Raw genomic sequence first — 24,942 nt, 5'->3', positions numbered from 1 at the left:
CCTGAGAGAGGAGCTCCATGAACGGGAAGGTCTGCATCGTCACGGGCGGCAACACGGGCATTGGCAAGGAGACGGCCCGCGGCCTCGCTCAGCGCGGCGCGAAGGTGGTCCTGGCGTGCCGCGACACGGGCAGAGGGGAGGCGGCGCGCGACGACATCGCGCGCTCCACGGGCCGCAAGGACGTGGAGGTGATCGCGCTGGATCTCGGGAGCAAGGCGAGCATCCGCGCCTTCGGCGAGCGGTTCCGCGCGGCGCACGAGCGCCTGGACGTCCTTGTGAACAACGCCGGGGTATGGCGGAACTCGCGCGGCACGACCGACGACGGGATCGAGGCGACGTTCGGGGTGAACCACGTGGGGACGTGGCTGCTCACGCAGGACCTCCTCCCGCTCTTGAAGAAGAGCGCGCCGTCGCGGGTCGTGGTCCTGTCCTCGAAGCTGCACTACCGCGGCCGGATGGACTGGGAGGACCTGCAGTTCGAGCGGCGGAAGTACGGCACGACCGCGGCATACGCCCAGTCGAAGCTCGCGAACGTGCTCTTCACCAAGGCGCTGGCCCGGCGGCTCGAGGGCACCGGCGTCACGGTCAACGCCGTCCATCCGGGCGTGGTCAGGACTGACCTGATGCGCGATTATCCAAAGCTCCTTACGAAGCTCTTCAACCTGTTCCTTCTCACGGCCGAGCAAGGGGCCGAGTGTTCGCTGCACGTGGCCACGGCGCCGGAGCTGGCCGGGGTGACGGGCGAGTACTTCGAGAAGAGCCGCATCAAGCCGGCGGCCGAGGCGGCGCTCGACGAGGCCGCGCAGGAGCGGCTCTGGAAGCTGACCGAGGCGCTGGCGGCGTAGCGCCGCGCGGCGGCCCGCGCTATCGCGTCTTTGCGCCTTTGCGTTGAACTCTCTCTCCGGAACCATGGCCAGGACTCCTGGTGGGCTAGAACGCCGATCACGTTGAACCCCGGAGAATTTTCACAGGGAGGCGGGGAGGAAGAAAAAATGAATTTCTCCCTCTTGCCGTCTCTCGCTCCCCGCCTCCCCGCCTCCCTGTGAAATTCTTGCTTTTTCTCGTGGTCTCAACCCGTTTGTCGCTCTAGGGGCAGCTCGGCCGCCAAGCGTCGTCGGCGAAGTACCTGGCGATGAGGTCGTGGAGCGGGCGATCGTAGTCGCGCAGCTCGGCCCGGGTGTCGATGTCGTTATGGATCCCGTTCGTGGGGATCGCCTCGGTGTTGGCGTCGAACCAGGACTGGACCCCCTCGGCCCAGTATTCGTCCTTGTTCGTCGCCGCGTAGGTGTTCTCCCATTTCCCCGCCTGGAGCGCGGCGTCGAAGACGTCCTCGAGCTCCCTGTTGAACGTCGGCTCGACGAAGGCGATGCCCATGATCGCGATGGCGTGCGAGAACTCGTGCACAAGGATGTCCTCCCCGAGGTACGGATCGCTCGGATAACACAGGACGTTCTCCTCGGCGCAGGAGCTCGCCGGCCGGGCGGGGGTCGCGCCGAGGCCGCGGGCCCGCGTGTCCCAGTCCGTCCCGGGGAAGGCCTCGTACAGGTCGCTGTGCTCGGGGATGTCGGTTGTCACCTCCGTCTCCGCCATCACGGCGACGCGCGTGTGGTTCTCGATCATCGCCTGACGCACGTCGTCGCGGTGGCCGAGCATGCGGACGACCACCGAGCAGGTGCGCAGCAGCGCCGCGTCAGGCACCTTCTCGGAGCTGATGACGGCAATCCCCGCGGCGTCGACGTACTTCTCGTAGAAGGGGTCGAACCCCAGCTCGGGCGGCACCTCCGAGACGCTCCCGCACTCGCCCTCGGGCTCTCCTCCTCCCCCGCCGCCGGCCCCGGCGCCCGTCGCGGCGCTGGAGGTCGCGCCCTCGGCCGCGCTCGAGCTGGCCTCGGCGGCGCCGCCGGAGCCGCCGGAGCCGCCGCCGCCGGCTGGACCCGCGCCACCGCCGCCTCCGCCGCCCTCGCCGGCCGGCGACTCGGAACAGGCGGCCAGGGCGCAGGTGAGGAGAGCGATCAAAGCAAATCGTCGATGCACGCTTTCACGCATGCGCGCGAGGCTACAAGAGCTGACGCCAGCATCCAAGTCGCGCGCCGGCCGAATGGGCAGTTGATGGTGTCAGCCGGCGCGGCCCCTGGCGGTGACGGCGCGGGAGCTGGCACAGCCCGGCGCACGGAGAGCCACGCCATGCGGCCGAAGGACTGGGTTCCACGAGCTTTCTGCGCCGCGCCAGGCGCCGGCGCGTGCGGCACGCCGCGTGCTGTCGGAGCGGGCATGACGGTGCAGGAACGACGGGAGCACGCATGATGGAGCGCTCACCCAGCGATCACGTTCACCCTTTGTCCCAGCCGCGCGTGGGCGCGGCCCTCTTGTCGCTCGCCCTTGGCGTCGGCTGCTCGGGCGAGACCCGGCTCCCGACGGAGGAGAACCCACCGGAGACGAGGGTGTGCGACTTCGAGCTTCCCGTGGCCGCCGCGCCCGCGCCGAGCGGCGATCTTCGCATCAACGAGGTGATGACCGGCAACGACGGCGCCTGGGTCGACGAGGTCGGCGAGACGGACGATTTCATCGAGCTGATGAACATCGGCCAGCGCGCGCTCGACCTCGGGGAGTACGCGCTGAGCGACAAGTCCGGCAAGGCGACACGGCTGCCGAAGCTGACGCTCGGGCCGGGGCGAACGGCGCTGTTCTGGGCCGACGACACGCCGGAGCAGGGCCCGCTGCACCTGCCGTTCAAGCTCTCGAACTCGGGCGCGCGCGTGGCGCTGTGGTCGTCGTCGTGCCAGCTCGCCGACCTGGTGAATGTGCCGGAGCTGCCGCGGTCCGAGAGCTACGCGCGCTTGCCCGACGGCACGGGCGAGCCGTCGATCTGCCGCTATGCCACGCCCGAGCGAGAGAACGGCGAGACCTGCGGTCCGCCGGATCCGCCGAACCTCGACGACAGCATCCGCTTCGCGCCCTTCCCGTGGCCCGAGCCGTTCCCGGCCATCGCCGGTCCGCTGGTCATCTCCGAGCTCTCGCTGCGGCCCGCGGGGTTCGTCGAGGTGCTGAACGCGAGCGGCGCGCCCGTCGCGCTCGACGGCTTCGCGCTGCGCCTCGCCGCGCTCTCCCCTGGGCAGGCGCCGCCCGGCGCCGATGCGGGCGTGCTGCTCGCGTGGCCCGAGCCGTCCGTCACGCTCGCGCCCGGGGAGCGGGTGAGCGTCCCGGTGGGCGCGAGCGACACGGCCGAGCTCGAGGCCTCGCCCGATTTCGAGGGCGTGGCGACGCTGTGGCGCGAGGACAGCCCGCAGCCGAGCGATCGCATCGACTTCATGGCCTGGCCCGAAGGCGCGTCGCTGGCCCGCGTGCCCGACGCCACCGGGGCGCCGCGCTTCTGCGCAGCGGCGAGCCCCGGCGCCGCGAACGAGGGCTGCGCCGAGCTCCCGGGGCGTGAGCTCGCGAGCGGGCGCGCGCACCGGCTGGAGACGGCCGCGGACTTCGCCGAGCTGGCCGAGGGCGGCACCGCTGTCGGTGAGCTCGGCGTCAAGTTCGTCGTCGACATGGCCGCGAACGACACGGTGCACCTCCTGAGCACGCGAACGTGGGCGCTCCACTACACGTTTGTCCGCGAGCAGATCCGGAAGGAGCCCCACCTCGATCGCTGCGATCCCGCGCAAGCCGCGGAGTTCAACGTCGGCTGGGGGGTGTTCAGCCAGACCGAGTATTTCCGGGCCGAGGGCCGTCGCTACCTCCTCGGCACGCTGGTCGAGCACACCAACGGAGCCAAGACCGTCGAGTTCTCGCCCGGCGACCAGATCGTCGGCGAGCAGATGCGGCGCGCGTTCTTCGCGGCGATGAAGGCGGTGCCCGACCCGGAGGCGTGGGCGATACGGCCCACCGAAGGGCGCCAGATCCTCGAGCTGCGGGCGATCGAGGGGACCGCGCCCATCGTGGGGCCGAACGCGCCGTACAAGGGGCTCACGTACCAGTCGCTCAACCCGGCCGAGGGCTTTGGCACGCTGACGTTCGTCCCGGCGCGCGATCTCGAGACGGCCGAGCTCGGGCCCAACGTGATCGTGGTGACCGACGACGTGCCGAACGAGACCGCGTTCATGGGCGGCCTCATCACCGAGGCGTTCCAGACGCCGCTCGCGCACGTGAACGTGCTGGCGCGCGGCCGGGGCACGCCGAACATGGCCCTGCGCGGCGCGCGCGACGACGCGCGCCTCAAGGCCCTGTTCGGCAAGCTGGTGCGGCTCGAGGTGCGCGCGTCGGACTTCGACATCCGCGAGGCCACCGCGCAGGAGGCGGACGCTTACTGGGAGAAGCGCAAGCCGACCGGCGCGCGGCTCTCGCCGGCGCTCGACCGCTCCGTGCGCGGGGTCGTGCCGCTCGACGCCGCGGGCTACGCCATGGGCGACAGCATCGGCTCCAAGGCGGCAGGCATGGCCGAGCTCTACCGGGTGAGCGGCGTGGGGCAGTATTGCCCGCTCGACCTGCTGCCGCTGTACGTGCCGCCCGCCGCGTTCGCGATCCCGTTCTCGCACTACATGGATCATTTCGAGGCGAGCGGCGCGGCGGAGCTCCTGGCCGAGCTCGAGCAGGATCCCGAGTTCCGCGCCGATCCGCACGCGCACGCCGAGGGCCTGGCCGAGGTGCGGGCGCGGATGCTGGCGCACCCGGTGGACCCCGCGATCTTGAGCGAGGTCACGGGCGCGATCGAGCAGCGCTTCGGCGGCGACCGCGTGCGCCTGCGCAGCAGCAGCAACACGGAGGATCTCGCGACCTTCAACGGCGCGGGCCTGCACACGTCGACGAGCGGCGACCTGGACGCCGAGTCGAGCTCCATCGAGGACGCGCTGCGCACCGTCTGGGCGAGCCTGTGGAACACGCGCGCTTACGACGAGCGCGAGTTCGGCCACGTCGAGCAGGCGCGCGCCGCCATGGCCGTGCTCGTGCACCAGGCATGGCAATCGGAGCGCGCGCAGGGCGTGGCGATCAGCCGCAACGCGCTCGACGCCACCCGCGACAGCCAGTACTACATCAACGCGCAGATCGGGGAGGCCTCGGTCACCAACCCCGCGCCCGGCGTGACGAGCGACGAGATCGTGTACACGCCGCCGCCTCGCACGATCAAGGCGGAGTACCTCACGCGCTCGAGCCTGTCGCGCGGGCGCGACGTGCTGTCGTTCCCGGAGGTCCAGCGGCTCGGGTGCGTGCTCGAGTCTGTCCACGCTCATTACCGGCCGCTGGTGGACCCGAAGGGGGAGAACCGGCTCTACGCGATGCAGATCGAATGGAAGCTGATCGGCCCGGAGCGCCGTCTGCTGGTGAAGCAGGCGCGGCCCTACAGCTTCGGCACGCTGGAGGCGCCTGGCGACTGCCGCGAATACTAGGCTCGACGCCTCCCTCTCATTCGAGGAACACCGTGATCGGCTGCAAGCTCATGGTGGCCGGGCGGTTCGCCGGATCCGTGAAGCAGGAAGGGTGGTAGATGCCGTTCTTGGGGGCAATGGGGTCGCAATAGCTGCTGCACGGGCCAAGGAGCTGGATCGCCCCGCACGGCTGGATGGTGCCAGTCGTCTCGTCGATGTGCCCGGCGGCGCAGTCGCGAAGCGCCGCGCGTGAGCTCGCCTCGTTCTCTGGAACATGGCAGGCATAGAGCGCCGGCGAGCTCCCGTAGATGTTGCCCCAGAACGCGCCCTCCTCCCGCGTGAACGTGGACACCTCCGGCGTGTTCTGTTTGTTGATCGCCTTCGTGGGTCCACGCGAGGAGAGCGTGACGGGGACCCCGTAGTAGTTGGTGCGCGCCGCGAGGCACGCCGAGACCCAGCGCTGTCCGTCACCATCCAGCGGGATCCACGCCCAGCTCCTCGCGAGCCCGAGCATGCCTGTGTAGATCTCGTCGTGATAGACGCCAGAGGCGTCGATCCAGCCGAAGCGGAATGATTGCGAGCTTTCGAGGGCGCATTCGACGGCGTACCTCAGGTGCTCGCGTGAGAGGGCGCCGTTCGGCCCGGGGTCGAGGATCGCGGTCAGCGCCTGCGAGCCAAGGGCGATGAGGCTCAAGGCGCCGACAGCCAGCGCGTTGGGGTTGAGCGCGTTGGGATTGAGCGCGTTGGGGTTGAGCGCGTTGGGGTTGAGCGCATTGCCGGCCTCCAGCGCGCTCCGCGCTTCGCCCAGGGGCTCTTCCAGCCACTCTCCGTCCTCGCCGCATCCGGTTCCGGCCAGAACGATGAGCGGTATCAGACCTACCATGGTATTTCGAGCCATATCAGTCCCCCACTGAAAGGCTGCAATTCTGGTAATAGTGGCAGAGTCTGCCGAGGGTGTCGAGCGCGCGGGTCGAAGTCGTGACGTGACGTCCGATGGTCAGACGTCTGGAGCGTGAGGGGGACTTCGATGGCGTGCTCTGTCTCGCCTGTTTCGCCTGTCTCGCCTGTCTCGCCTGTTCCGCCCCTGAACGATCCCGGGTACGTCATTGGCGGCGAGGAGATCGCGGGGCGCTCGTCGCCTCGTCGCCTCGTCGCCTCGTCGCCTCGTCGCCTCGTCGCCTCGTCGGTTCCGCCGGTGCTTGCCGAGCGTTTACAGGCGCGCCGTCGACCGTTAGTTTCGCGAGCAGCGAGGTGCCCATGTCCACATCTGCCGAACGTCCGACGTCCGAAGAATCCCTCACCCCCGTGCGCTGGGGCGTCCTCGGGGCGAGCAACTTCGCGCTGGCGGTCAGCCTGCCCGGCATGAAGCGGGGGCCCCTGACCCAGCTCGCCGCGCTGGCGTCGCGCGACATCGGCAAGGCGCGCGACGCCGCGCGGTCGCTCGGGATCCCGAAGGCGTACGGCAGCTACGATGAGCTGCTCGAGGATCCGGAGATCGAGGCCGTCTACAACCCGCTGCCCAACCACCTGCACGTGACGTGGACGGCGCGCGCCGCCCGCGCCGGCAAGCACGTCCTGTGCGAGAAGCCGATCGCCCTCAGCGCGAAGGACGCCGAGGCGCTCGTCGACGTCCAGCGCGAGACGGGCAAGCTGATCGCCGAAGCGTTCATGATCCGCAACCACCCGCAGTGGCAGCAGGCCAGGGACTGGGTGCGAGGCGGCCAGATCGGCGATCTGGTCAGCGTCCAGGCGGCGTTCTCGTATTTCAACCGCGACGCCACCAACATCCGCAACAAGATGGAAGTCGGGGGCGGCGCGCTCTACGACATCGGCTGCTACGCGGTGAACACGTCGCGCTTCCTGTTCGGACGCGAGCCCGTGCGGGCGATCGCGCTCGTCGAGCGCGATCCCGAGTTCGGCACCGATCGCGTGACCTCGGGCCTCGTCGACTACGGCGGCGCGCACCTGACGTTCACGTGCAGCACGCAGGCGGTGGCCTACCAGCGCGTGAACGCGCTCGGCACCAGGGGCCGCCTCGAGATCGAGATCCCGTTCAACGCCCCCGCCGACCAGCCGTGCAAGGTCTTCCTCGATGACGGCTCGACGCTGAACTGCAGCTCGGCCAGGGGCACCTCGTTCCCCGCCGTCGACCAGTACCACCTGCAGAGCGAGGCGTTCTCGCGCGCCATCCGCACGGGCAGCCCGGTCGAGAATTCGATCGAGGTCGCGGTGGGCAACATGCGGGTCATCGACGCGCTCTTCCGTTCCGTCGAGAGCGGGCGCTGGGAGAGGGTCTAGCGGCGCGTCAGCGCGTGACGGCGCCGAGCTCCACGAAGGCTCCGTCGGTCATGACCACGAAGGGGCGCTCGTCGAAGGTCAGACCGCCCTTGCCGTCGTGGTCGACGATCTGCAGCTTGCCCATGCCGTAGCCCATCGGGCCGCGCGCGTAGTAGTGCGCCTGCAGGGTGTACCGGTTCGCTCGCTGCTCCCGGGGCGCGCGGATGGTGAAGCACTCGGGCCCGTAGCCGGTGGTCACGTCGGCGTAGAGGCGCCCGCCGCCTGGCAGCGTCGGGTCGCCGTAATAGGCGTGGCCGCCGCGGTCGTCCCGGATGTGGAAGTCGACGTCGTTGGCGTCGGTCTCCCAGTTCAGCACGAAGCGGAGCGAGGGCGCGTTTTCGAGCGCGGCGCCGGCCTTCGCGAGCCGGGCCAGGATGGCCGCCCGGCGCGCGGGCTCCACCTTGAGCCACGCCGCGGCGACAAGGCCGAGATCCTCGCGCAGAATGCCCTCCACGCCCGCGAAGCGCCCCGGCGGGTAGCGGCGCGCGACGCCCGCCGCGAGCGCGTCGAAGGCGGCGGCGTGCTCGCCCCGCTTGAGGCGGGCGAACGCGAGCAAGCGGTGGCTCGCGGGGTGGTCGGGGCGCTGCTCGCGCGCCTTCTCGTACGTGTCGACCGCGAGCTCGAGGCCGGCGCCGCCCGCGAGCCGCTCGAGGCGCGCGCCGGCGAAGCGGCGGAGATCCGCGCGCGCCGGGAACAGATCGATCAGCGAGCCGTACGCGCGGGCGGCGCCCGGCGTGTCGCTCGCCGCCTCGAGCGCCTCGCCGAGCGCGACGAGCGCGAGCACGTCGCCGGGGGCCTCCGCGTGCCAGGCCCGGGCGTCGCGCACGGCGGCAGGCGCGTCGCCCCGGGCGAGGAGGTCGTGGATCTGCTTGAAGCGGCCGGTGTACGGCTCCGCTCGAGGGGGCGCGGCGTCGCCGGGCGCACCGGGGGCGTCGGGCGAGGGCGCGGCCAGCGCGGGCGCGTCGCTCGAGGACGGCGCGAACAGGATCGGGTACACCACGTCGGCGCTGCCGCCCTCGGGCGCGGGGAAGGTGAGGTCGCGGAAGGCGCGGACCACGCAGGAGACCGTGGCCGCGTCGGGCAGATCGGAGCCGCCGTCGCGCGCGTTGACGAGCGCGCCGCGCGGGGCGATGGTGAAGCGCACGACGACGCGGCCTTGCAAGCCCGCGTCGCGCTGGAGCCCTTGCTCGTAGCAGAGGCGGAAGCGGCCGAAGCTCTGGCGGACGATGCGCTGGATCACCTCCGGCGGGAGCCGGCCGCTCACCAGGGTGGCGCCCGCGCGGACCTGCGGCGCCCTGGCCCGGTGGCTGCCAGCGAGGCGGCCGTGCCCGCTGCCGAAGCCCTGGCCGGTGCTCGTGGCCGCCTCGGCGCTCGGCGCGGGCGCCGCGGCCCCGGCCGCGGCCCCGCTGCCGTGGCCAAGGGTGCCGATGTCGCCGAGGCCGATGCCCTCGCCGCGACCGCCGCCGCCCTCGCCGACGCCCGATAGCCCGAGCCCGCCGGCGCTCCCGCTGGCGCCCGTCGGCGCGACCCCGTCCACGATGAAGAAGTGTCGGGTGTCCGCGCCGGCAGGAGGCGCCGGCGGCGCGGGGGGAGGGCGCAGGGCGGCGCTCCCGCCAGGGGAAACGTCGGCGCTCTGCTCCGTGGAAACCTCGGCCTGCTTGCCAGGCGAAGCGCCGGCGACCGGGCGTTGGGCCGGCGCGGGGGCCGGCGGCTTCCCGGACTGCGGCCGCGAGCGCCTCTGCACGGCGACGCGGCCGCCCTCCACGGTCAGGATGTCGGAGAGCCCTCGCCGGGCGATGTCGAAGCGCGCGTAGTCGTGCTCGGTCTCCAGCACGAGCAGCGCGGTGTACGGGCTCAGCACCCGGTGCGCGATCGAGAGATCGATGATCTGCTTGCGGATCGCGTCCTTGTCGCCACCTTCGCCCTCTCGGGCGAGGAGGCCGTCGATCTTCGCCCGGGCCCAGGAGCGCTCGAGCAGCGGGCGCTCCACGCGGCGGAGGTCGGGCGTCGTGGCGCGGCCGTCGACCGTGAGCCGGACGGGCAGCTCGGCCGGCACCTCGGCGTAGACGAGCGCCTCGTCGCCGGGCTGCACGCCGTTCAGGGTGCGGGGCCAGACCCAGCGCGCGCCCTCGATGTTCACCGCGATCCCCGAGCGCGTGGCCGAGCCGAGGCGCCGCTCGATCTCGGCGGCGCCGCGCGCGCCGTCGACCACGGCGCCGTCGCGGGGCAGGCCCGCCGCGACGATCTGCCGCAGCGCGACCTCGTCGCGGAGGCCGCCGAGCGCGACCGCGTCGAGCCGCTCGACCCCCGCGCCCCGCAGCGCCGCCGCGGCGCCGCGCAGCGCGCCCGGCGCGACCTCGCCCGCCGTGGCGATGCCGTCGGAGAGCAGCACCACGCGCCGCTGGCCGCGGGCGCGCGCGCGTTCGCCGGCCCAGCGGAGCGCGCGCCCGAGATCCGAGGCGCCGAGCGCCTGCCGCTCGCGGATGCGCGCGAGCTCCACCTCGCCGAACGCCGCGGCCGCGCCGTCGAAGACGGGGGTGACGGCCTGGTCGTAGCAGGCGACGGTGAGCGGCGCGCCCGGGCCGCCTGCCTGGGCGACCGCCCGCGCGAGGGCCGCGAGCACGCCGAGCTGCTCCTCGAGCCCGAGCGCGCGGGAGGCGCTCGTGTCCACGAGGATCACCGCGGAGGCGAGCGGATCGGGCCGCGCGTCGACCGGAGCGCTCACGCGGGCGAGCACGAGCTCGCCGCTGCGCAGGCCGCCGCGCGCCTCGATCGACGCGAGCCGCGCGGGATCCACCACGAAATCGGCCTCGGGCGCGGCGTCGTTCCGGCGCAGCGCGTGGACGGGCGCCGCGGCGCCGGCGACGGTGGCCTCGATGTCGAGGCGGCTCACCGTGGGCAGGCCGCGCAACGGGACGGCGAAGGGCGCGTCCGGGCGGAGCTCCTGGGAGTACGACAGGACGATGTGCTTCACGCCGCGCGCCGGGATGGGGAAGACCCGCGCGCTCACCTCGTTGCCCGCCGCCTGCTCGAGCAGCGCAGGGTCCTGCTTGCGGTGGAGGAAATCCTCGTACGCCTCGCGCGCGCGCTGGCGCTCGACGACCTCGCCCTCCTGCCACCGGTCGTCGATCTTCATGGCGAGGCGCCCGACGCTCGCGCCGGGCGGCAGCGTCACGCTGAAGGTGCCCTCGAGCACGCGATCCTCCGGGTTCTCGAAGGTGAGGTGCAGCTCGGCGAGCGCGAGCGGCGCCTCGATCACCGCGCGGCCGGTGAGCGCGACGAGGCGCAGCCCGGTGCCGTCCGCGGCGGTGAGCCGGAACGGCGCGGCCTCGGCGCGGCGCGCCGCGACGGCGACGGCCGGCGCGGCGGGCAGGGGGCGCGGCGCGGCAGGCACGGGCCCGCGCGAGAGCGAGGCGGGGGTCGCGGGCGGCGAGGGGCTGTCGGCGCAGCTGAGGAGGGCAGGGACGAGGGCGGCGATCGCGGCGAGCGCAGCGCGGCTGCGGAGGAGGGCTCTGGGCACGGGGCATCTCCGGTCGTTGCGCGGTGGGCCGAGCCAGGGCGCGGGCCCGCCGGCGGTGGGGCTGGGCGATCGACAACCCGGGCGGGCCCGAGGTTCCCGCCTCGGCGAGCGCGGCCGAGCGGCGAATCCCACGGCGTGGTCGGTGCGGCGTGGAGACGCAGGGGACTTGCATCCTCTCGACGGACAGCATCACCGCGGGGGCGCGACAGGGGCGCCAGCGCCGGGATCGAGGCATGTGTCCAGCGTGCGCTTGAACTAGATTGCCGCGCACCTGATGCAGCTCCTGAACCTCCCTCCCGCCGAGCGCAGCTCGCTGCGTGTGCCGGGCGCGCCGTCGAGCCGCCGCCGGCTCGTCCCCGTTTTCCTGCTGGCGCTCGCGGCAGCCGCGTGCGGCGGCGGCGAGCGCGGGCGCGCCGGTGGCAATGGCGGTGCTGGCGGCAACGGCGGCGACGGCGGCGACGGCGACGCCGGGAGCGCGGGCCAGGGCGGCGCGCGTTGCCACGACTACACGCGCTTCGACGCCGGGCGCCCCGTGGAGTTCCGGACGGAGGTGCTGCCGCTCCTGCAACGCTCCTGCGCGACCGGCGCCGCTTGTCATGCCGACACGGGCGGCGACCCGACGCGGCCCTACCTGGGACCTACCGCGAGCACGCCGCCGGCGCAGGTCAGCGCGGAGGAGCTCGCCGCCATCCGCGAGCAGAACGTGAACGTCGACTCCGGCGAGGCCTCCGGGATGAAGCGCGTGGCGCCGGGGGACCCGGAGCACAGTTACGTCATGCACAAGATCGATGGAACGCTCGAATGCGAGCTCGTCTCGTGCGACGAGGGGTGTGGCCTCGCGATGCCGCCGACGCTGAAGCCGCTCTCGGCCGGCGAGAAAGACACCGTTCGCCGCTGGATCGCTCATGGCGCCGCGATCGATTGAGGAGGAGGCCGCCAGCGGTCCATGGCTTCACTCAAAAGGAGATCCGTCACGATGTCTCACTGGAACGGTTCGCTGTGGTTTACACGGTGCATGCTCGCCGCGGCGAGCGCTCTGGCAGTCCTGGGTTGCGGCGACGACGAGCAGCTGCAGCCGGCCCCGACGGCCCCAGCGTTCCGCTGGCTCCCCACGGTCCCCACGGGGGAGGCCCGGGAGCTCGATCTGCCGCGGGCTCAGCCCCCGCGCCGCTATCCCGACCTGCCCGAGGCCGTCAGCTCCTTCGGCGCCGCCCTCACCGACGACACGATCTATACCTACGGAGGGAACCTCGGAGGAGGCTTTGCAGCCGAGCACCAGTCGACCGGGTTCCGGCGGCTCTCCCGCGCGCAAGGCGGCGCCTGGGAGGACCTCGGGGCCGTGGAGCACCTGGAGAGCACCGCGCTCGTGGCGCACGGCGGCTTCCTCTACCGCATCGGCGGCCTTCGCGTGGACAGCGCCATCGACGAGCCCGAGGTCCTCACCTCGGTGGCGACGGTCCAGCGCTACGATCCACGCGAAGGGACATGGCAGGCCATGCCGGACCTGCCCGAGGGGCGCTCCGGGCACGGGGCCGTGGTGGTGGGCGACCGGCTGTACGTCGTGGGGGGCTGGACGCTCGCGGGCCCCGGCGAGCTGCTGACCCGGGGCGTCGTGCTCGACCTCTCGACGCCCGACGCGGCGTGGGTCCCCCTGCCCGAGGCGCCGTTCACGCTCCGCTCGCTGGGCGTCGCGAGGCGCGGTGACACGATCTACGCGCTCGGCGGCGTCGGCGAGGGGATGGCGTTCTCGGGCGAGGTCTACCGATTCGACACGAAGACCGAGACCTGGTCGCCCGGCCCGGCGCTCCCCTCGGAGATCCCGATTGCGGGCTTCGGCGCGACGGCGTGCAACGACGAACAGGACCTCTACCTCAACATCGCCGACGGCCTCTTCCGGCTCAACGCGGCGGGCGACGGCTGGGAGCCCGCGGGAGCCCTGGAGTTCACGCGGTATTTCAGCCCCCTGATCTGTCCTGGCGGCGGCGAGGTGATCGTCCTCGGCGGGCGATCCGCGGCGGACAACGAGCTGACCGCATCCGTCGAGTCCGTCGACGTGGCGCGGTAACGGCCGCGCGCCGGGCGCAGGAGCGCCGGCTCATCAAGTGGAGTTGGCTCCAGTTTGCTGGAGTCGTGCAACCCGTCGGGCATGCGGTGAGGAGCGGACTGGCCTCCCTGGGTTCAGCGCGTGACGGGGATCGTGCAGGAGAACGTCGTCCCCGCGCCGAGCTCGCTATCGACAGAGATCCGCCCCCCGTGCGCCTCGACGATGCCCTTGACGATGTACAGCCCGAGCCCCGCGCCCGCGCAGCGCGCCGCCCGCCCTTGCCAGTAGCGATCGAACAGGCGCGGGATGTCTTCCGGCCGGATCCCCGTGCCCGTGTCGCTGACGGACAGGCGGACAGCGGGCCCCTGGCGCTCCGCGCCGATCGTGATCTCCCGTCCTTCGGCGGTGAACTTCAGGGCGTTGCCCACGAGGTTCGACAGCACCTGGAGCATGCGGCCGCGGTCGCAGCTGAGCTCCAGGCCGCTCCCCGGAAGGAGGGTGTGGAGCTGGATCCGCTTCTGCTCGGCGAGCGGCGCGAGCATCTCGGTGACCTCGCGCACGAGCGAGCCCACCTCGCACGGCTGGATGTCGAGCTTCAGGCCCTTCGCCTCGATGATCGCGGCGTCGAGCAGCTCGCCGAGCATCTCGACGGCGCGCTCCGCGGCGCGCTTGATCTGCCGCGCCCGATTGCGGCTGCCCCGCCGCGTCCGCGGGGGCCGATCGCTCGAGCAGGGACGCGGCCAGGATGATCGACGACAGCGGGTTCCGGAGGTCGTGCGCCGCGATGGCCAGCGCCTCCTCGCGGAGCCGCCGCGCCCGCTGCTCGGCCTCGTAGAGGCGCGCGCGCTCCAGGGCCTGCGCGCATTGCAGGGCGAGCGTGGTCATGAAGCGCCGGTCGTCCTCGCTGATCCGGCAGGTGTCGCGGTACGTGACCCCGAGCACCCCGATGGTCACGTCGCCCAGCGTCATGGGGACGCAGATCAGGGTCTTGGCCCAGTCGCCTGCCGGCGCGTCGGGGTAGGCGGCCTGATACGCCTCGATCGACTCGAAGATCAGCAGCTGGCCCGAGCGGATGCAGTCGACGACGGGCATGCGCGCGGACATGGGAATGCGGCGCAGGCGCGCGACAACGTCCTCGGGGTAGCCGGGCGCGCGGAGGACCTCGATCACGTCGTCCTCCGCGAGGAGCGCGACGTACCCCGCGTCGGCGTAGAGCGCGGCGAGCCCGAGCGAGAGGACCACCTCGGCCACCTGCGCGGGCGTCACCGCGCGCGAGAGCTCGGACGTGAACGTCTGGAGGCGCGCGACGCGCGCCTCCGCCAGCTCGACCCGGATGCGCGCGACGCGCTCGCAGGCGAGCGCCCGCTCCCGCGCCTCCTCGGCCCGCTTGCGGCGCTCGATCTCGTTCACGACCTCGACGACGTACAGCGGCGCCCCCGCGCGATCGCGGGCGAGCGAGCGCGTGACCGCGACCCAGAGCATCGACCCGTCCCGCCGCACGCAGCGCTCTTCGGTGGTGGACGAGGGGATCTCCCCATCACCCAGCGCATGGACGTGCCGGAGCGCTCCCTCCGCGTGGTCCGGGTGCCGGAGATCCTGGGCGCGGAGCGCCAGCAGCTCCTCGACGGTGTATCCGAGCAGCTCACAGAGCTTCGGGTTCACGCGGAGCAAGCGGTCGTCGAGGGAGACGTGGGCCATCCCCACCGCCGCCTGATCGAAGGCCGCGCGGAACCGCTCGTCGCTCTCGGCGCGCGCGACGTTCGCCGCGCGCGCCGAGAGCAGAGCGCGTACGGCCGTCACCAGGAGCCGGCTCTCGGCCGGCCATGCGCGCGAGCCGGCACGACAGCAATCGTACGCGGAACCATACGCTGAACCATACGCGGAACCGCACGTCGGACCGAGCGTCGAGCTCGACATCGATGGCCGACCGACGGCCGCGTTCGGCCGGCTGGCGTGCAGCACCGGCGTGGCCGCCGCGCCCAGGGCCGCCTGGAGGCGCTGGCAGAGCTCGCACCGCTCGCCGTCCGGCAGATCGACGCCGATGAGCACCAGGTCCGGCGGTCGGTGGGCTCTTCGCAGGCTCTCCGCGATCGTCGCCGCGAGCTCGACCCGCAGCCCAGCGGCCTCGAGCGTGCGGCGGATCTCCTCTCGTTGGGCCTCGTCATGATCGACGATCAGGACGGTAGGTGCCTGCATACGGTCCGCGCTCTTCCTTCGGAAAATGGAGCATTGAAATAGCTCACTTCCTCGCGGCTCGCCTCTCGAGGAGGCGTGTCGAGGGTACGAACTGTGCAAGATCCCGGAGTCGAATCGCGGACGATGGCGGACGCAACCGCGCGCTTGAACGAGGGGTGGGCTCATGGCAGCATGGCTGGAATCAGCGCTCGAGGCGGGGCGCCTCTACCGCTCGATCGGCGCCCTGGAGGCGGAGCAGCTGCGCCCTCACGTGCACCGCGCCTGGGTGCGCTCTCACGGGGGAGGGGCCGATCCGCGCCGCCCCAAGGCCGAGTTCCTGAGCGCGCTCGACACCGAGCGCCTGCGCGCGCGGCACCAGGACCTCCTCCTCGCTTCCGAACCCTACCTTCACGCGCTCAGCCTGGCCTCGGGCGACGAGCGCCATGCGATCATGGTGGGGGACGCGCGGGCGATCCTCCTGGATGTCCGCGGTGACGAGCAGACGATTCACGGCCCCGAGCGCGTGCCCGGTCCGGGCGCGTTGCTCGAGGAGCGCGTCTGTGGCGCGAACGGCGTCGGTACGGCGCTCGCCGAAGATGGCTATACGGAGCTCGTGGGGCCGGAGCATTTCATTCAGGGATTCCACGCCTTCACGTGCCATGGGCTCCCGCTCCGGGACGGCGATGGGGCGGCCATCGGCGTGCTCAGCCTCTCGGTCAGGAGACCCGAGATTGGCTGTCGTCTCCGCGAAATTCTGCTCTGCGCCGCGCGCGCCATCGAGATGGATCTCCTCGCCATGCGGCTCGAGCGGGACATGGATCGTCTGCTCACTGCGCGGGACGTGCCCATGGAGGACCTGCGGCGGTTGCTCCAGGACATCCTCCAGGCGCGGGCCGCCGCGCGGCTCAGGATCGAGCTCGCCGCGGATCAGCTCGCCGGGAGCGTCCTCGCCCAGACGCGCGATCTGCTCCACCTCGCCGCCAGCGTGCTGCGCCGCTTCCAGCGCTCCGCCGCGCTGTGGCGGGCGCTCGCGCTGGGCGAGGCGGCGGCGCCGCGCCCGGTGGCGCTCGACGCGCTGATCCGCGATCTCGCGGAGCTGCTGGAGGTCGAGTCGGCTGTCTTCGACGTCACGACCAGCATCGAGGAGCTCGAGCCCGTGGTGGTCCTGGCGGACCACGACACCCTGGCGCGCGGGCTCTTTCGCGTGCTGGTGAGCGCCATCCGGGCTGCGCGCCGCGGCGCCGTGCACCTCGCGCTCCGGGCGAGGCCGACGGGCGGAGAGCTGTGCCTCACGCTCTCACCCGGCGCGGGCTTCGCCCCGCGCGCGCTGCGCCCCGTGCGTGTGCTGGTGCCGGCACACCCGGGAGCCCCGCAGCGCGCGGCGAACGATCGCTCGGCGTGCATGGCCTGAGCCGGCGGGTCCGCGCGCGCCGCTCACCGCAGAAGCGAGCCATCACCATCGCCGATCGAACGGCGTCGTCCCGGCGATCCGATTCTTGCTCCGCGCGCCGCGAGCGGTTCGACGCGCGTTATGCTCGACCGTCTTTTCGCTTGGAGGAGGTCCAGCATGAGTCGATCATCGCTCGTCAACGTCGGGTTCGCGGCAATGTTCCTTGCGGCGGCGCCGCTGCTCCCGGCGTGCGCCGTCGATCCGGACGGCACGGAAGAAGCGGAGTCCACCGGCCGCGCGAGCATCGCCCTGGTGGCGCAGACCAACGGGCGCGTATACCGGCTGAGCAACGCGATCTTCAGCATCGAGGGGCCGATCGTCACGTACCTCGGCACCTCGGATGATCCGGGCGAGACGGTGCTCAGCGCGGCATTGCCCACCGGCAATTACTCGAGCACCCTGGAGCAGGGCTGGGTCTTGCAGCGCGATGATGGGGGCACGTTTGTGCCCGTGCAGGCGACGCTGCTCTCGCCTCCCACCGTCTCATTCACGATTCACGATGGGGCCGTCACGCCGCTGGTCTATCAATTCCAGACGGACGGCACGATCATCACGATCGGGGATGGGCAGCTGGACATTTCCATCGATGTGACCGAGGTCGGCGGTGGCGGCGCGTGCACGCCGTTCGGCGCCGGCTGTGGCGGCGGCGAGTGGTGTGCCCCAGGAGCGCTGGTGGGAGGGGCTCCGGCCTGCCTCCCGGGAGGCACCATCCCTGTAGGAGGCACCTGTGGAGGCGTCGAGGCGTGTGTGTCCAACGCCGCGTGCGGCGACCTGACCGGGGAGGGCGTCACCCTCACCTGCATCGAGCTCTGCCCGGGGAGCAGCTTCGGCGCGCCGTGTGCCAGCGGCGGGAGCTGCATCGACATCGGCTACCCGGAGTTCGGGATCTGCTTCTGAGCGGGGTTCGCGGCGATCGTCGCCGGGAGCGCGCGGGCAGCTTCCGGCGACGATCGCATCGGGCGGCGACCCTCCGTCGGGTCAGCGCGGAATGAGGTTGCGGCAGCCGCTGCCGCAGGCGTCTCCGTCGCGGTTGTTGCCGTCGTCGCACTCCTCCACGGCCTGGACGACGCCATCACCGCAGTACTCGCCGAGCTTGCAGTCCTGCGCGCACTCGCCGTAGCCGCCGTCGTTCACGCCGTCGTCGCACTCCTCGCCCAGGCCGACGACGCTGTCGCCGCAGATGGGCTTGCACTCGCTGCGCGCTGTCGCGAAGCCCTGCAGCGTGAGCTTGAACGTCGACGCCGCGGTCTGGCGCTCGGCGTGGAACACGGCGATCTGGTAGACGCCGCCGTCCGTCAGGCCGAGGTCGACGTTCCGCGGCTGGATGACATCGTCTTCCTCCGTCGCGTAGGTCACCCTGCCTCCCCCGTTGGCGTTGATGACGAGGCGTCCGTTGACGGCGCTGTGGATGCCGCCGACGTCGACCGCGAGCCGATCGTTGATGAACACCCACACATCGTCGTCGCCGGTGAAGTCGAGCTCGTACTGCTCGCCCGCGTTGTACTGGAACCAGTAGCGGATCTCGCTCGTGAAATGGAAGTTGTGCTTCGGGCTGCCCTGCTCCTTCAGCCAGTCGCCGCCGCCGTAGCTCGGGAAGATGTCGGCCGCGACGCGCTCGGCCGCCGGGGTGAACGGATCGTCGTCGACAGGGAAGAATAGCGGATTCCCGTCGTAGGTCTCCTCGATGTACCTCGCCCAGTAGACCCCGTCGCGCACGTTGCAGCTGTGGAACGCCTCGCTGTGGATGTCGCCGCACTGCGGGGTGGCCTGGGCCGACGAGGTGCACTCCTCGTCGTTCACCTCGTTGCCCACGTTGCCGCAATAGTGCTCGCTCTCCTGGGACAGCAGGGTCCACTGCTCTCCGTCCTCGCCCCAGCGGTTCACGAAGCGGCCGTCGCCGGTGTCCCAGAGCGTGAGGGTGGTGACCGTGGTGCTGTTGGTGCCGGGCACGTCGTGGTACCACTGGGCGAAGGTCTGCGCGCTATTGACCAGGCTGTTTGCGGTGGTCATGTACGTCGGCTTCTTCTCGGCGTCGAGCCGGGGCGCGACCATGTTGAAGACCGGCGTGCTGCGGCCGGGACCATCCGGCTCGAAGTCGGGGTGGGCCTCCTTGAAGTCGCGGAAGACGACAGGCACGGCCATCGATCCCGAGGGCTGGGGAACGGCGCAGGTGTAGCCCGGCTCCTCCGTGCACGTCGCGGAGCAGCCGTCGCCGTCGATGTTGTTGCCGTCGTCGCAGTCCTCGCCGAGCACGAGGCCATCGCCGCAGGTGGACGCGCAGGAGCCCGCGGAGCAATCGGGCTCGGCCTGGCAGTTCGAGGAGCAGCCGTCGAAGGGCATCGTGTTGCCGTCTTCGCAGCTCTCCGCGCCCTCTTGCGTCCTGTCGCCGCAGGTCGTCCGCGTGCAGGCGCTCGGGCTGCCGCTGCACTTGAAGCCGACCTCCACCTTGCAGGTCGGCGAGCAGCCGTCGGTCGCCTCGGTGTTGCCGTCGTCGCACAGCTCCGGGAACACGACGGCGCCGTCACCGCAGCGCGCGATACGCGTGCAAGCGACCCCGGGCAGCGGGCACGACCAGCCGAGCTCGACCGAGCGGCAATCCGCCGCACAGCCGTCATCCCCCACGGTGTTTCCGTCGTCGCACGCCTCGTCGTTGGTCAGGCCCCCGTCGCCGCAACGGTACGCGCTGTCGCTGTCGCCGATGTCCGATCCGCTCCCCGTGGTGTCGCCGTCGCCGAGATCGCCGCCGGTCGTCGTGGTGGGATTGTCCCCGCCGCCACCGGGGCCACCGCCTCCGGAAGGGCGGTCGGCGCTCGCAGAGCAGCTCGCCACCAGGGCGGCGCAGCTCGTGATGAAAATGGTTGAACCAAGCCACGAAGATCGAGGACGCATGACCTGCTCCTTCCGGTTGCCCGGGACCTCTCGGGATGCGTGAATTGGCGACAGTCTCCCACGCGGGTGCCCTGAATTCGAGCCCTTCCTGCGCGCGCCGCGGTCTCCAGGGCTGTTGAATAAGGCGACTCCCCCTGTGCGTGGACAAATCCTGAACCAGCGTCTCTTTCCCCCGAGGGCGGACCGCGTGAGGGACGTATACTCGCGCGCCTGCTGGCTCGCTCCTCCTCGCAGGGCGGCCGGCCCGTCACCGGACCTGGAGCGCTGCATGTCGCGATCGTCTGACTCGACCCGTCCTCCGGGGGGCGCACGCCTCCCCGGCGCGACCGCGCGCTCCCGGCGCTCCTGGCCCGGGTGGGCCGGCTTCTCCGGCCTGCTCCTCCTGGTCATCCTCGTGCCGTTCTTCCTCTTCGCCGACAGCCTCGAGGCCGCGGCGCGAAGGCTGCTCGCGGCGCCGCCTTCGCCCGCGGCGACGGCGCTCGTCCTCGGCGGATTGCTCGCCGGCGATATCGTCCTGCCGGTGCCATCGAGCCTGGTGAGCACGGCGGCGGGCGGGCTTCTCGGCTTCTGGCGCGGGACGGCGGTCTCCTGGGCGGGCATGATGGTGGGCTCGGGGCTGGGTTATCTGGTCGGCGCGCGCGCGGGCGCGCCGGCCTTGCAGCGGATGGTGGGCGAGGCGGAGCTCGCGCGCCTGACGCGGGCCGCCGAGCGGCACGGCCGCTGGTTCCTGCTCCTCTTCCGCGGCGTGCCCGTGCTCGCTGAGGCGTCTCTCGTCTTCGCGGGCGCGGGCCGCATGCCCTTCTGCGCTTTCGTCACGGTGACGGCCCTGGCCAACCTGGGCATCTCGGCGACCTATGCCGCGGTGGGCGCCTCGGCCGCGCGGCTCACGTCCTCCCTGCTGCTGCTCGCAGGGATGGTGCTTCTGCCGGGGCTCGCGCTGCTCCTCGTGCGCCTGCCGGAGCGCTGGCGGAGACCGCGAGGGGAGGGCGAGGGCCGCGGAAGCGGAAGAGGAGGGGAGTAGCGTTACCCGCTCAGCCGCCGGCACACCCGCCGCCGTCAGGATCGATGAAGGCCGGAGCAGCGCGTCGACGCGTCGACGCGTCGCGTGCCCCCGTGACAGGCATCGTGGCGAGTCGTTGTCTTTCAGCGTGCCTTTTCCATTGACGAGCTCTGCCGATGTCCCCTTGTGTCGAGTTTGACGCTGTGCGCAGGATGGATGACGCTGCGCACCTATCGAATGACGCTGCGCGCCTTCCGGGAGCGCAGGGCGCCCAGGTGCTTCGGCAATTGATGTGCAATTCGAAAGTCAAGCGCCTCGTGGTGGTCGCCCGCTCGTGCAGCGCTCCTGCAGGATCCCGTTGGAGGAGAGCGCCTCCTGCGATCCACCGTCGTGGGAAAAACACCGCCCTATCGATAACCGGTCCGGGCATCGGGGGATGCGTCTCGTCTTGACCCTCTGTTTGGTGGCGGGTAACATGCGAGCCCGGTTGGCAACCCGTCGGTGTTGCTTGATTGCGAATTCTGCGCAGGGTCGACTGTAGAGCGTGACCAACCGTTTATCTGGCTGAGATTGTCTTACGGACGAGCCGTGGGGGTTGTCGCTCGAAGCAGTGCGCCGTGCTCTGAATTTGTGCTTAACGAAAGAACGAACCTATGAGAATCCGAAGAAGCCATATCTTCTTGTGTTCCTTCGCCGCCCTTGCTCTGATGGGCATCGCCTGCGGTGGTGATGGATCGACCGCGGCGACCGGGGGTGGGCTGACGGGCTCCGGCGGCGCGGGCAGCGGCAACGGCAGCGGCGCGGGCACCACGGTGGGCAACGGCGCCGGCGCGGGCACCACGGTGGGCAACGGCGCCGGCGCGGGCACCACGGTGGGCAACGGCGCCGGCGCGGGCAGCTCGACGAGCAGCGGCGACACCAGCGGCGCCGGCGCTGGAATCCCGAGCGGCAGCGGCAGCGGCAACCCGGACGCGAAGCCCACGCCGGACACCGACGGCTCGCCGACCGGCAGGTTCCGCGTCAACCTCGACAACGGCCGCCTGACGCAGGACGGCACGGAGATCCAGGTTCGCGGCGGCAACTGGTTCGGGCTCGAGGGACAGGACGATCTCGAGCGTCCCGGCGCCATGGAGCTCTTCATCGGGTCGATGTGGTGGGCGGAGAGCAGCGCCCCGCGCACGATCGCGGACACGATGAAGGAGCTCACCAGCTCCAACCTCAAGTTCAACACGATCCGTCTCCCCATCGCGCCGCAGACCCTGGTCGCCAATCACCCGGACGGCAACTACAGCACCACCGAGCCCCGGATCAGGAACAACGACGAGAGCGTCTACCCGTACGCCAACGCCCTCGAGGCGCTGGAGGACTTCCTCAAGCAGGCCGACCAGAACAAACTGAACGTCATCATCGGCATCCACTCCTGCTCGAACCACCTCGGGTGGCGCGCGGGCAGGCTCGACGATTCCCCGAAATACGTGGACAGCGATCGCGAGAACTACGATTACAAGGCGGACGACTACAACTGCCTCACGGGCGAGGACGCCTACAACTACGACAAGTGGCTCGCGGACATCCGTACGATCGCGCAGCTGCCCAAGAAGCTCGGGATCAAGAACATCATCGGCGTCGATTGCTTCAACGAGCCGTGGAAGTACAGCTGGCCCGAGTGGGCGGACATGGCCAAGGCCTGCTACGACGTCATCGCCGAAGAGAACGACGACATGATCGCGGTGGTCCAGGGCGTTTCCGGCAGCCACCAGCCCGCGGGCGCCAGCGGCCTGACGCTGGAGCCGGAGCCCCACGGCGACCCCGACCTCAACCCGAACTGGGGTGAGAACTTCTACGGACAGACCGCCTATCCGATCCAGATCCCCCGGAATCGGCTCTGCTTCTCGCCCCACACCTACGGGCCTGCAGTGTTCGTTCAGAAGCAGCACGTCGATCAGTCCAAGCCCGAGTGCGTCGGGCTCGAGGACGAGGCGGCCGCCAAGGCCGGGTGCGGGCTCATCCTGGAGCGGAGCAACGCAGCGGCTGTCGCGAAGCTGGAAGCGCAGTGGGACGAGCACTTCGGGTTCCTGCACGACCAGAAGTTCTGCGTGATCACCGGCGAGTTCGGCGGCGTGAAGGACTGGCCGAAGAACGAGATGGACCCGGCGCTGGCCCAGCAGTGGGCGCACCTGCCTGCCGGCAAGCGCTACGACTGGGAGTGGCAGAACATGTACGTGGACTACCTCATCAAGAAGAAGATGACGGACTTCACGTACTGGTCCATCAACCCCGAGTCGGGTGATACGGGTGGTATCTACAACCACAAGTACACCGATGCGGACAAGTCGGGCTGGGGCACCTGGACGGGGCTGGACACCGAGAAGGTCGAGATGCTGGCCCGCCTCAAGTAGGCCGAGCCGCTGACGAAGAAGACCGCCCGCGGGCCTGGACCTGCGGGCGGTTCTCTTTTGTGACTCCAGCTTTGTGCACCCCGCTCTACAGCGCTTTCCGCCCCCCTCTGCACCATCCAGAGCCGCAGCAGAGCGGCAGCAGAGCGGCGGTCACCCGCACAGGAGACGGGCCCAGATCGGCGTTTTCGGCGCGCAAGCGCACTCCAGTGCGCTGAGCACCGAAAACGTCGAGATGGGCCCGTATCCGAAGTGGGTGACCGCCGCTCTAATCGCAGCTGTTGTTGCGGGCGTTCACCAGCGTGAGGTTGCGGAAGGTGCTGTTCTCAGCGCAGGGGTTCTCGTTGACGGCCGTGTCCGTGATCGTGAGGTTCTGGATCGTGATGTCCGAGGAGTTCGCGAACTCGGCGCGTGCGGCCAGGCGGATGTCGCCGCCGCCGTCGACGGTCCCGGACTCGGCGGCGATGTTCACGTTGTGGCAGTTCTCGATCAGGATCGCGTTGTTGCCGGTGTCGGCGAGATCGATCCGGTCGATCGTGACGCCCCCGCTCTCGGACACGCAGAAGATCCCGCGCCCGCCGCCGCGGGCGATGACCTGGCCGACGTGGATGTTGGTGGGGTAGCCGCTGCCGATGCGCCCCGCGCGGTTGGCGAGCCGGAACGCCGCGTAGCCGGTGCCCGCGCCCGCGTTCACGGCGTCGACCTTCCCGACCTCGGCGTTGGTCGTGTCGTTCAGGAGGAGGCCGCATTCCCCTGTGTCGCGCGCGATGACGGTGCCGATGCGGATGTCGTCGACGCCGTAGGTCTCGACGGCGTGAGAGCTGGTCCCCTCGGCGTGGACATGGTCGATCTCGATGTTCTTCACCTTGTTGGCGCGGTCCGAGCGCCCATGGTTGTCGATGCGGACGCCGAGTCCGCTCGAGACGCGCAGCTCGACATGGCCGAGGCGCAGGTTCTCGACGTCGCGGAAGAACATGGCGTAGAGCGGGGTGCCGCCGATCGTGACGTTCGGGATCTCGATGTCGGTCCGGCCGCGCGCGTAGATGGGCGCGTTGTCGCCGGAGCCGGTGCCGGTGACCTCGATCGTGCCGCAGACGTTGAGCACGGTGTAGCTGGGCACGTTCAGCCTCGAGCTCGCGGCCACGGTCCCGGAGCCCTGGACCAGGACGCTCTGCTTGCTGGTGCGGCCGGAGCTCAAGCTGTCGAGCGCCGCCTGCATCGCGGCCCGCATGTCGCCGCCGCTGTAGACGTTGCGAGCGCCGTTCTTCGCGATCCAGTCGGATCCGGATCGGGTCACCACGGCGTTGTAGCCGCTCGTGTCTCCGTCGCACGGATACGCCGCGTCACCACCGCCGCTGCCGCCCGTTCCGGCCCCTCCGGCGCCGCTGCCGCCCGTTCCGGCCACGCTGGAGCCCGCGCCTCCGGCGCCGTTCCCGCCGGTGCTCGCCGCGCCGGAGTCCGCGCCTCCGCTGCCGGTGCTGCTCGTGGCGGCGGAGCCTCCCGAGCCCGCCGCGCCGGCGCCCGACGTCCCGCCGCTCGCGACGCCGCCGCCCGCGCCAGAGCCACCGCTTTCGGGCGAGCCCCCCGTCGCCGAGCTGCCGCTTTCGGGCGAGCCCCCCGTCGCCGAGCCGCCGCCGCCGCTCTCCGGGTCGCTGCCGGCGTCCGAGCCGCAGGCCGCTGCCATGAGCAATCCGATGAGGATTGCGGGTATCGCTGAGATGGTGCGCAATCGAGTCTTCATTCCAAGCTCCGGACGGTGAAAGAGACCTGGCGCCCCCTG

The 24,942-nt window shown here is 71.2% G+C and carries 15 protein-coding genes and 1 pseudogene; 9 read left to right on the top strand and 7 right to left on the bottom strand.

The window, feature by feature from the left end; genetic code table 11:
* Positions 1-17 precede the first annotated feature (17 nt).
* Complete coding sequence (locus WMF44_RS29060) at positions 18-845, top strand: SDR family oxidoreductase (protein WP_437293306.1); 828 nt, start codon at positions 18-20, stop codon at positions 843-845.
* 241 nt (positions 846-1,086) lie between these two features.
* Here WMF44_RS29060 and WMF44_RS29055 read toward each other — a convergent pair whose 3' ends face one another.
* Positions 1,087-2,016, bottom strand: coding sequence for a hypothetical protein (locus tag WMF44_RS29055; protein ID WP_437293305.1), 930 nt, complete (start codon positions 2,014-2,016; stop codon positions 1,087-1,089).
* A 320-nt stretch (positions 2,017-2,336) separates the two neighbouring features.
* Here WMF44_RS29055 and WMF44_RS29050 point away from each other — a divergent pair, with 320 nt between their 5' ends.
* Positions 2,337-5,372: a PEP/pyruvate-binding domain-containing protein gene (locus tag WMF44_RS29050; RefSeq protein ID WP_437293304.1), complete on the top strand. Its 3,036-nt coding sequence runs from the start codon at positions 2,337-2,339 to the stop codon at positions 5,370-5,372.
* Positions 5,373-5,388: 16 nt separating this feature from the next.
* Here the strand turns inward: WMF44_RS29050 and WMF44_RS29045 are convergent, their stop codons facing one another.
* The gene (locus tag WMF44_RS29045; protein ID WP_437293303.1) at positions 5,389-6,234 is read right to left on the bottom strand and encodes a hypothetical protein; all 846 of its coding nucleotides are present in this window, start codon (positions 6,232-6,234) and stop codon (positions 5,389-5,391) included.
* Between the two features lie 374 nt (positions 6,235-6,608).
* Between WMF44_RS29045 and WMF44_RS29040 the strand changes: the two genes are divergently transcribed.
* Positions 6,609-7,649 (top strand): Gfo/Idh/MocA family protein, encoded by a 1,041-nt coding sequence (locus WMF44_RS29040; RefSeq protein WP_437293302.1) that lies wholly within the window; start codon positions 6,609-6,611, stop codon positions 7,647-7,649.
* 7 nt (positions 7,650-7,656) lie between these two features.
* On the opposite strand, the gene WMF44_RS29035 is transcribed toward WMF44_RS29040, so the two are convergent.
* On the bottom strand, positions 7,657-11,208 hold the full coding sequence (locus WMF44_RS29035) for an AgmX/PglI C-terminal domain-containing protein (RefSeq protein WP_437293301.1): 3,552 nt from the start codon (positions 11,206-11,208) through the stop codon (positions 7,657-7,659).
* Positions 11,209-11,482: 274 nt separating this feature from the next.
* Here WMF44_RS29035 and WMF44_RS29030 point away from each other — a divergent pair, with 274 nt between their 5' ends.
* Together WMF44_RS29030 and WMF44_RS29025 are read left to right on the top strand one after the other, a co-directional pair.
* Positions 11,483-12,133, top strand: a complete 651-nt coding sequence (locus tag WMF44_RS29030; protein ID WP_437293300.1) for a hypothetical protein — start codon at positions 11,483-11,485, stop codon at positions 12,131-12,133.
* Positions 12,134-12,184: 51 nt separating this feature from the next.
* Positions 12,185-13,273: a Kelch repeat-containing protein gene (locus tag WMF44_RS29025; protein ID WP_437293299.1), complete on the top strand. Its 1,089-nt coding sequence runs from the start codon at positions 12,185-12,187 to the stop codon at positions 13,271-13,273.
* Between the two features lie 113 nt (positions 13,274-13,386).
* Here the strand turns inward: WMF44_RS29025 and WMF44_RS29020 are convergent, their stop codons facing one another.
* Complete coding sequence (locus WMF44_RS29020) at positions 13,387-13,704, bottom strand: sensor histidine kinase (protein ID WP_437293298.1); 318 nt, start codon at positions 13,702-13,704, stop codon at positions 13,387-13,389.
* 262 nt (positions 13,705-13,966) lie between these two features.
* Positions 13,967-15,169: pseudogene (locus WMF44_RS29015) on the bottom strand (PAS domain S-box protein); the annotation flags it as partial.
* A gap of 442 nt (positions 15,170-15,611) precedes the next feature.
* Between WMF44_RS29015 and WMF44_RS29010 the strand changes: the two are divergent.
* Positions 15,612-16,838, top strand: coding sequence for a sigma-54-dependent Fis family transcriptional regulator (locus WMF44_RS29010; protein WP_437293297.1), 1,227 nt, complete (start codon positions 15,612-15,614; stop codon positions 16,836-16,838).
* A gap of 156 nt (positions 16,839-16,994) precedes the next feature.
* A complete protein-coding gene (locus WMF44_RS29005; RefSeq protein WP_437293296.1) occupies positions 16,995-17,774 on the top strand; it encodes a hypothetical protein in 780 nt (259 codons plus the stop codon).
* Positions 17,775-17,855: 81 nt separating this feature from the next.
* Here the strand turns inward: WMF44_RS29005 and WMF44_RS29000 are convergent, their stop codons facing one another.
* Complete coding sequence (locus WMF44_RS29000; protein WP_437293295.1) at positions 17,856-19,766, bottom strand: DUF4215 domain-containing protein; 1,911 nt, start codon at positions 19,764-19,766, stop codon at positions 17,856-17,858.
* 268 nt (positions 19,767-20,034) lie between these two features.
* On the opposite strand from WMF44_RS29000, the gene WMF44_RS28995 reads away from it, so the two are divergent.
* Positions 20,035-20,787: a TVP38/TMEM64 family protein gene (locus WMF44_RS28995; RefSeq protein ID WP_437293294.1), complete on the top strand. Its 753-nt coding sequence runs from the start codon at positions 20,035-20,037 to the stop codon at positions 20,785-20,787.
* Positions 20,788-21,419: 632 nt separating this feature from the next.
* Complete coding sequence (locus tag WMF44_RS28990; RefSeq protein ID WP_437293293.1) at positions 21,420-23,165, top strand: glycoside hydrolase family 5 protein; 1,746 nt, start codon at positions 21,420-21,422, stop codon at positions 23,163-23,165.
* Between the two features lie 265 nt (positions 23,166-23,430).
* On the opposite strand, the gene WMF44_RS28985 is transcribed toward WMF44_RS28990, so the two are convergent.
* Positions 23,431-24,846, bottom strand: a complete 1,416-nt coding sequence (locus WMF44_RS28985) for a right-handed parallel beta-helix repeat-containing protein (RefSeq protein WP_437293292.1) — start codon at positions 24,844-24,846, stop codon at positions 23,431-23,433.
* Positions 24,847-24,942 lie beyond the last annotated feature (96 nt).

This window comes from Sorangium sp. So ce426 (assembly GCF_051475585.1).
Classification (GTDB): Bacteria; Myxococcota_A; Polyangia; order Polyangiales; family Polyangiaceae; genus Sorangium; species Sorangium cellulosum_B.
This window is presented reverse-complemented; position numbering and strand designations above follow the sequence as displayed.

What these genes read in the sequence shown, in the direction of transcription:
- WMF44_RS29060 (WP_437293306.1), top strand. Translation starts at nt 18, where the DNA reads ATGAACGGGAAGGTCTGCATCGTCACGGGCGGCAACACGGGCATTGGC.
- WMF44_RS29045 (WP_437293303.1), bottom strand. Translation starts at nt 6,234, where the DNA reads ATGGTAGGTCTGATACCGCTCATCGTTCTGGCCGGAACCGGATGCGGC.
- WMF44_RS29040 (WP_437293302.1), top strand. Translation starts at nt 6,609, where the DNA reads ATGTCCACATCTGCCGAACGTCCGACGTCCGAAGAATCCCTCACCCCC.
- WMF44_RS29030 (WP_437293300.1), top strand. Translation starts at nt 11,483, where the DNA reads ATGCAGCTCCTGAACCTCCCTCCCGCCGAGCGCAGCTCGCTGCGTGTG.
- WMF44_RS29025 (WP_437293299.1), top strand. Translation starts at nt 12,185, where the DNA reads ATGTCTCACTGGAACGGTTCGCTGTGGTTTACACGGTGCATGCTCGCC.
- WMF44_RS29020 (WP_437293298.1), bottom strand. Translation starts at nt 13,704, where the DNA reads ATGCTCCAGGTGCTGTCGAACCTCGTGGGCAACGCCCTGAAGTTCACC.
- WMF44_RS29010 (WP_437293297.1), top strand. Translation starts at nt 15,612, where the DNA reads ATGGCAGCATGGCTGGAATCAGCGCTCGAGGCGGGGCGCCTCTACCGC.
- WMF44_RS29005 (WP_437293296.1), top strand. Translation starts at nt 16,995, where the DNA reads ATGAGTCGATCATCGCTCGTCAACGTCGGGTTCGCGGCAATGTTCCTT.
- WMF44_RS29000 (WP_437293295.1), bottom strand. Translation starts at nt 19,766, where the DNA reads ATGCGTCCTCGATCTTCGTGGCTTGGTTCAACCATTTTCATCACGAGC.
- WMF44_RS28995 (WP_437293294.1), top strand. Translation starts at nt 20,035, where the DNA reads ATGTCGCGATCGTCTGACTCGACCCGTCCTCCGGGGGGCGCACGCCTC.
- WMF44_RS28990 (WP_437293293.1), top strand. Translation starts at nt 21,420, where the DNA reads ATGAGAATCCGAAGAAGCCATATCTTCTTGTGTTCCTTCGCCGCCCTT.
- WMF44_RS28985 (WP_437293292.1), bottom strand. Translation starts at nt 24,846, where the DNA reads ATGGCAGCGGCCTGCGGCTCGGACGCCGGCAGCGACCCGGAGAGCGGC.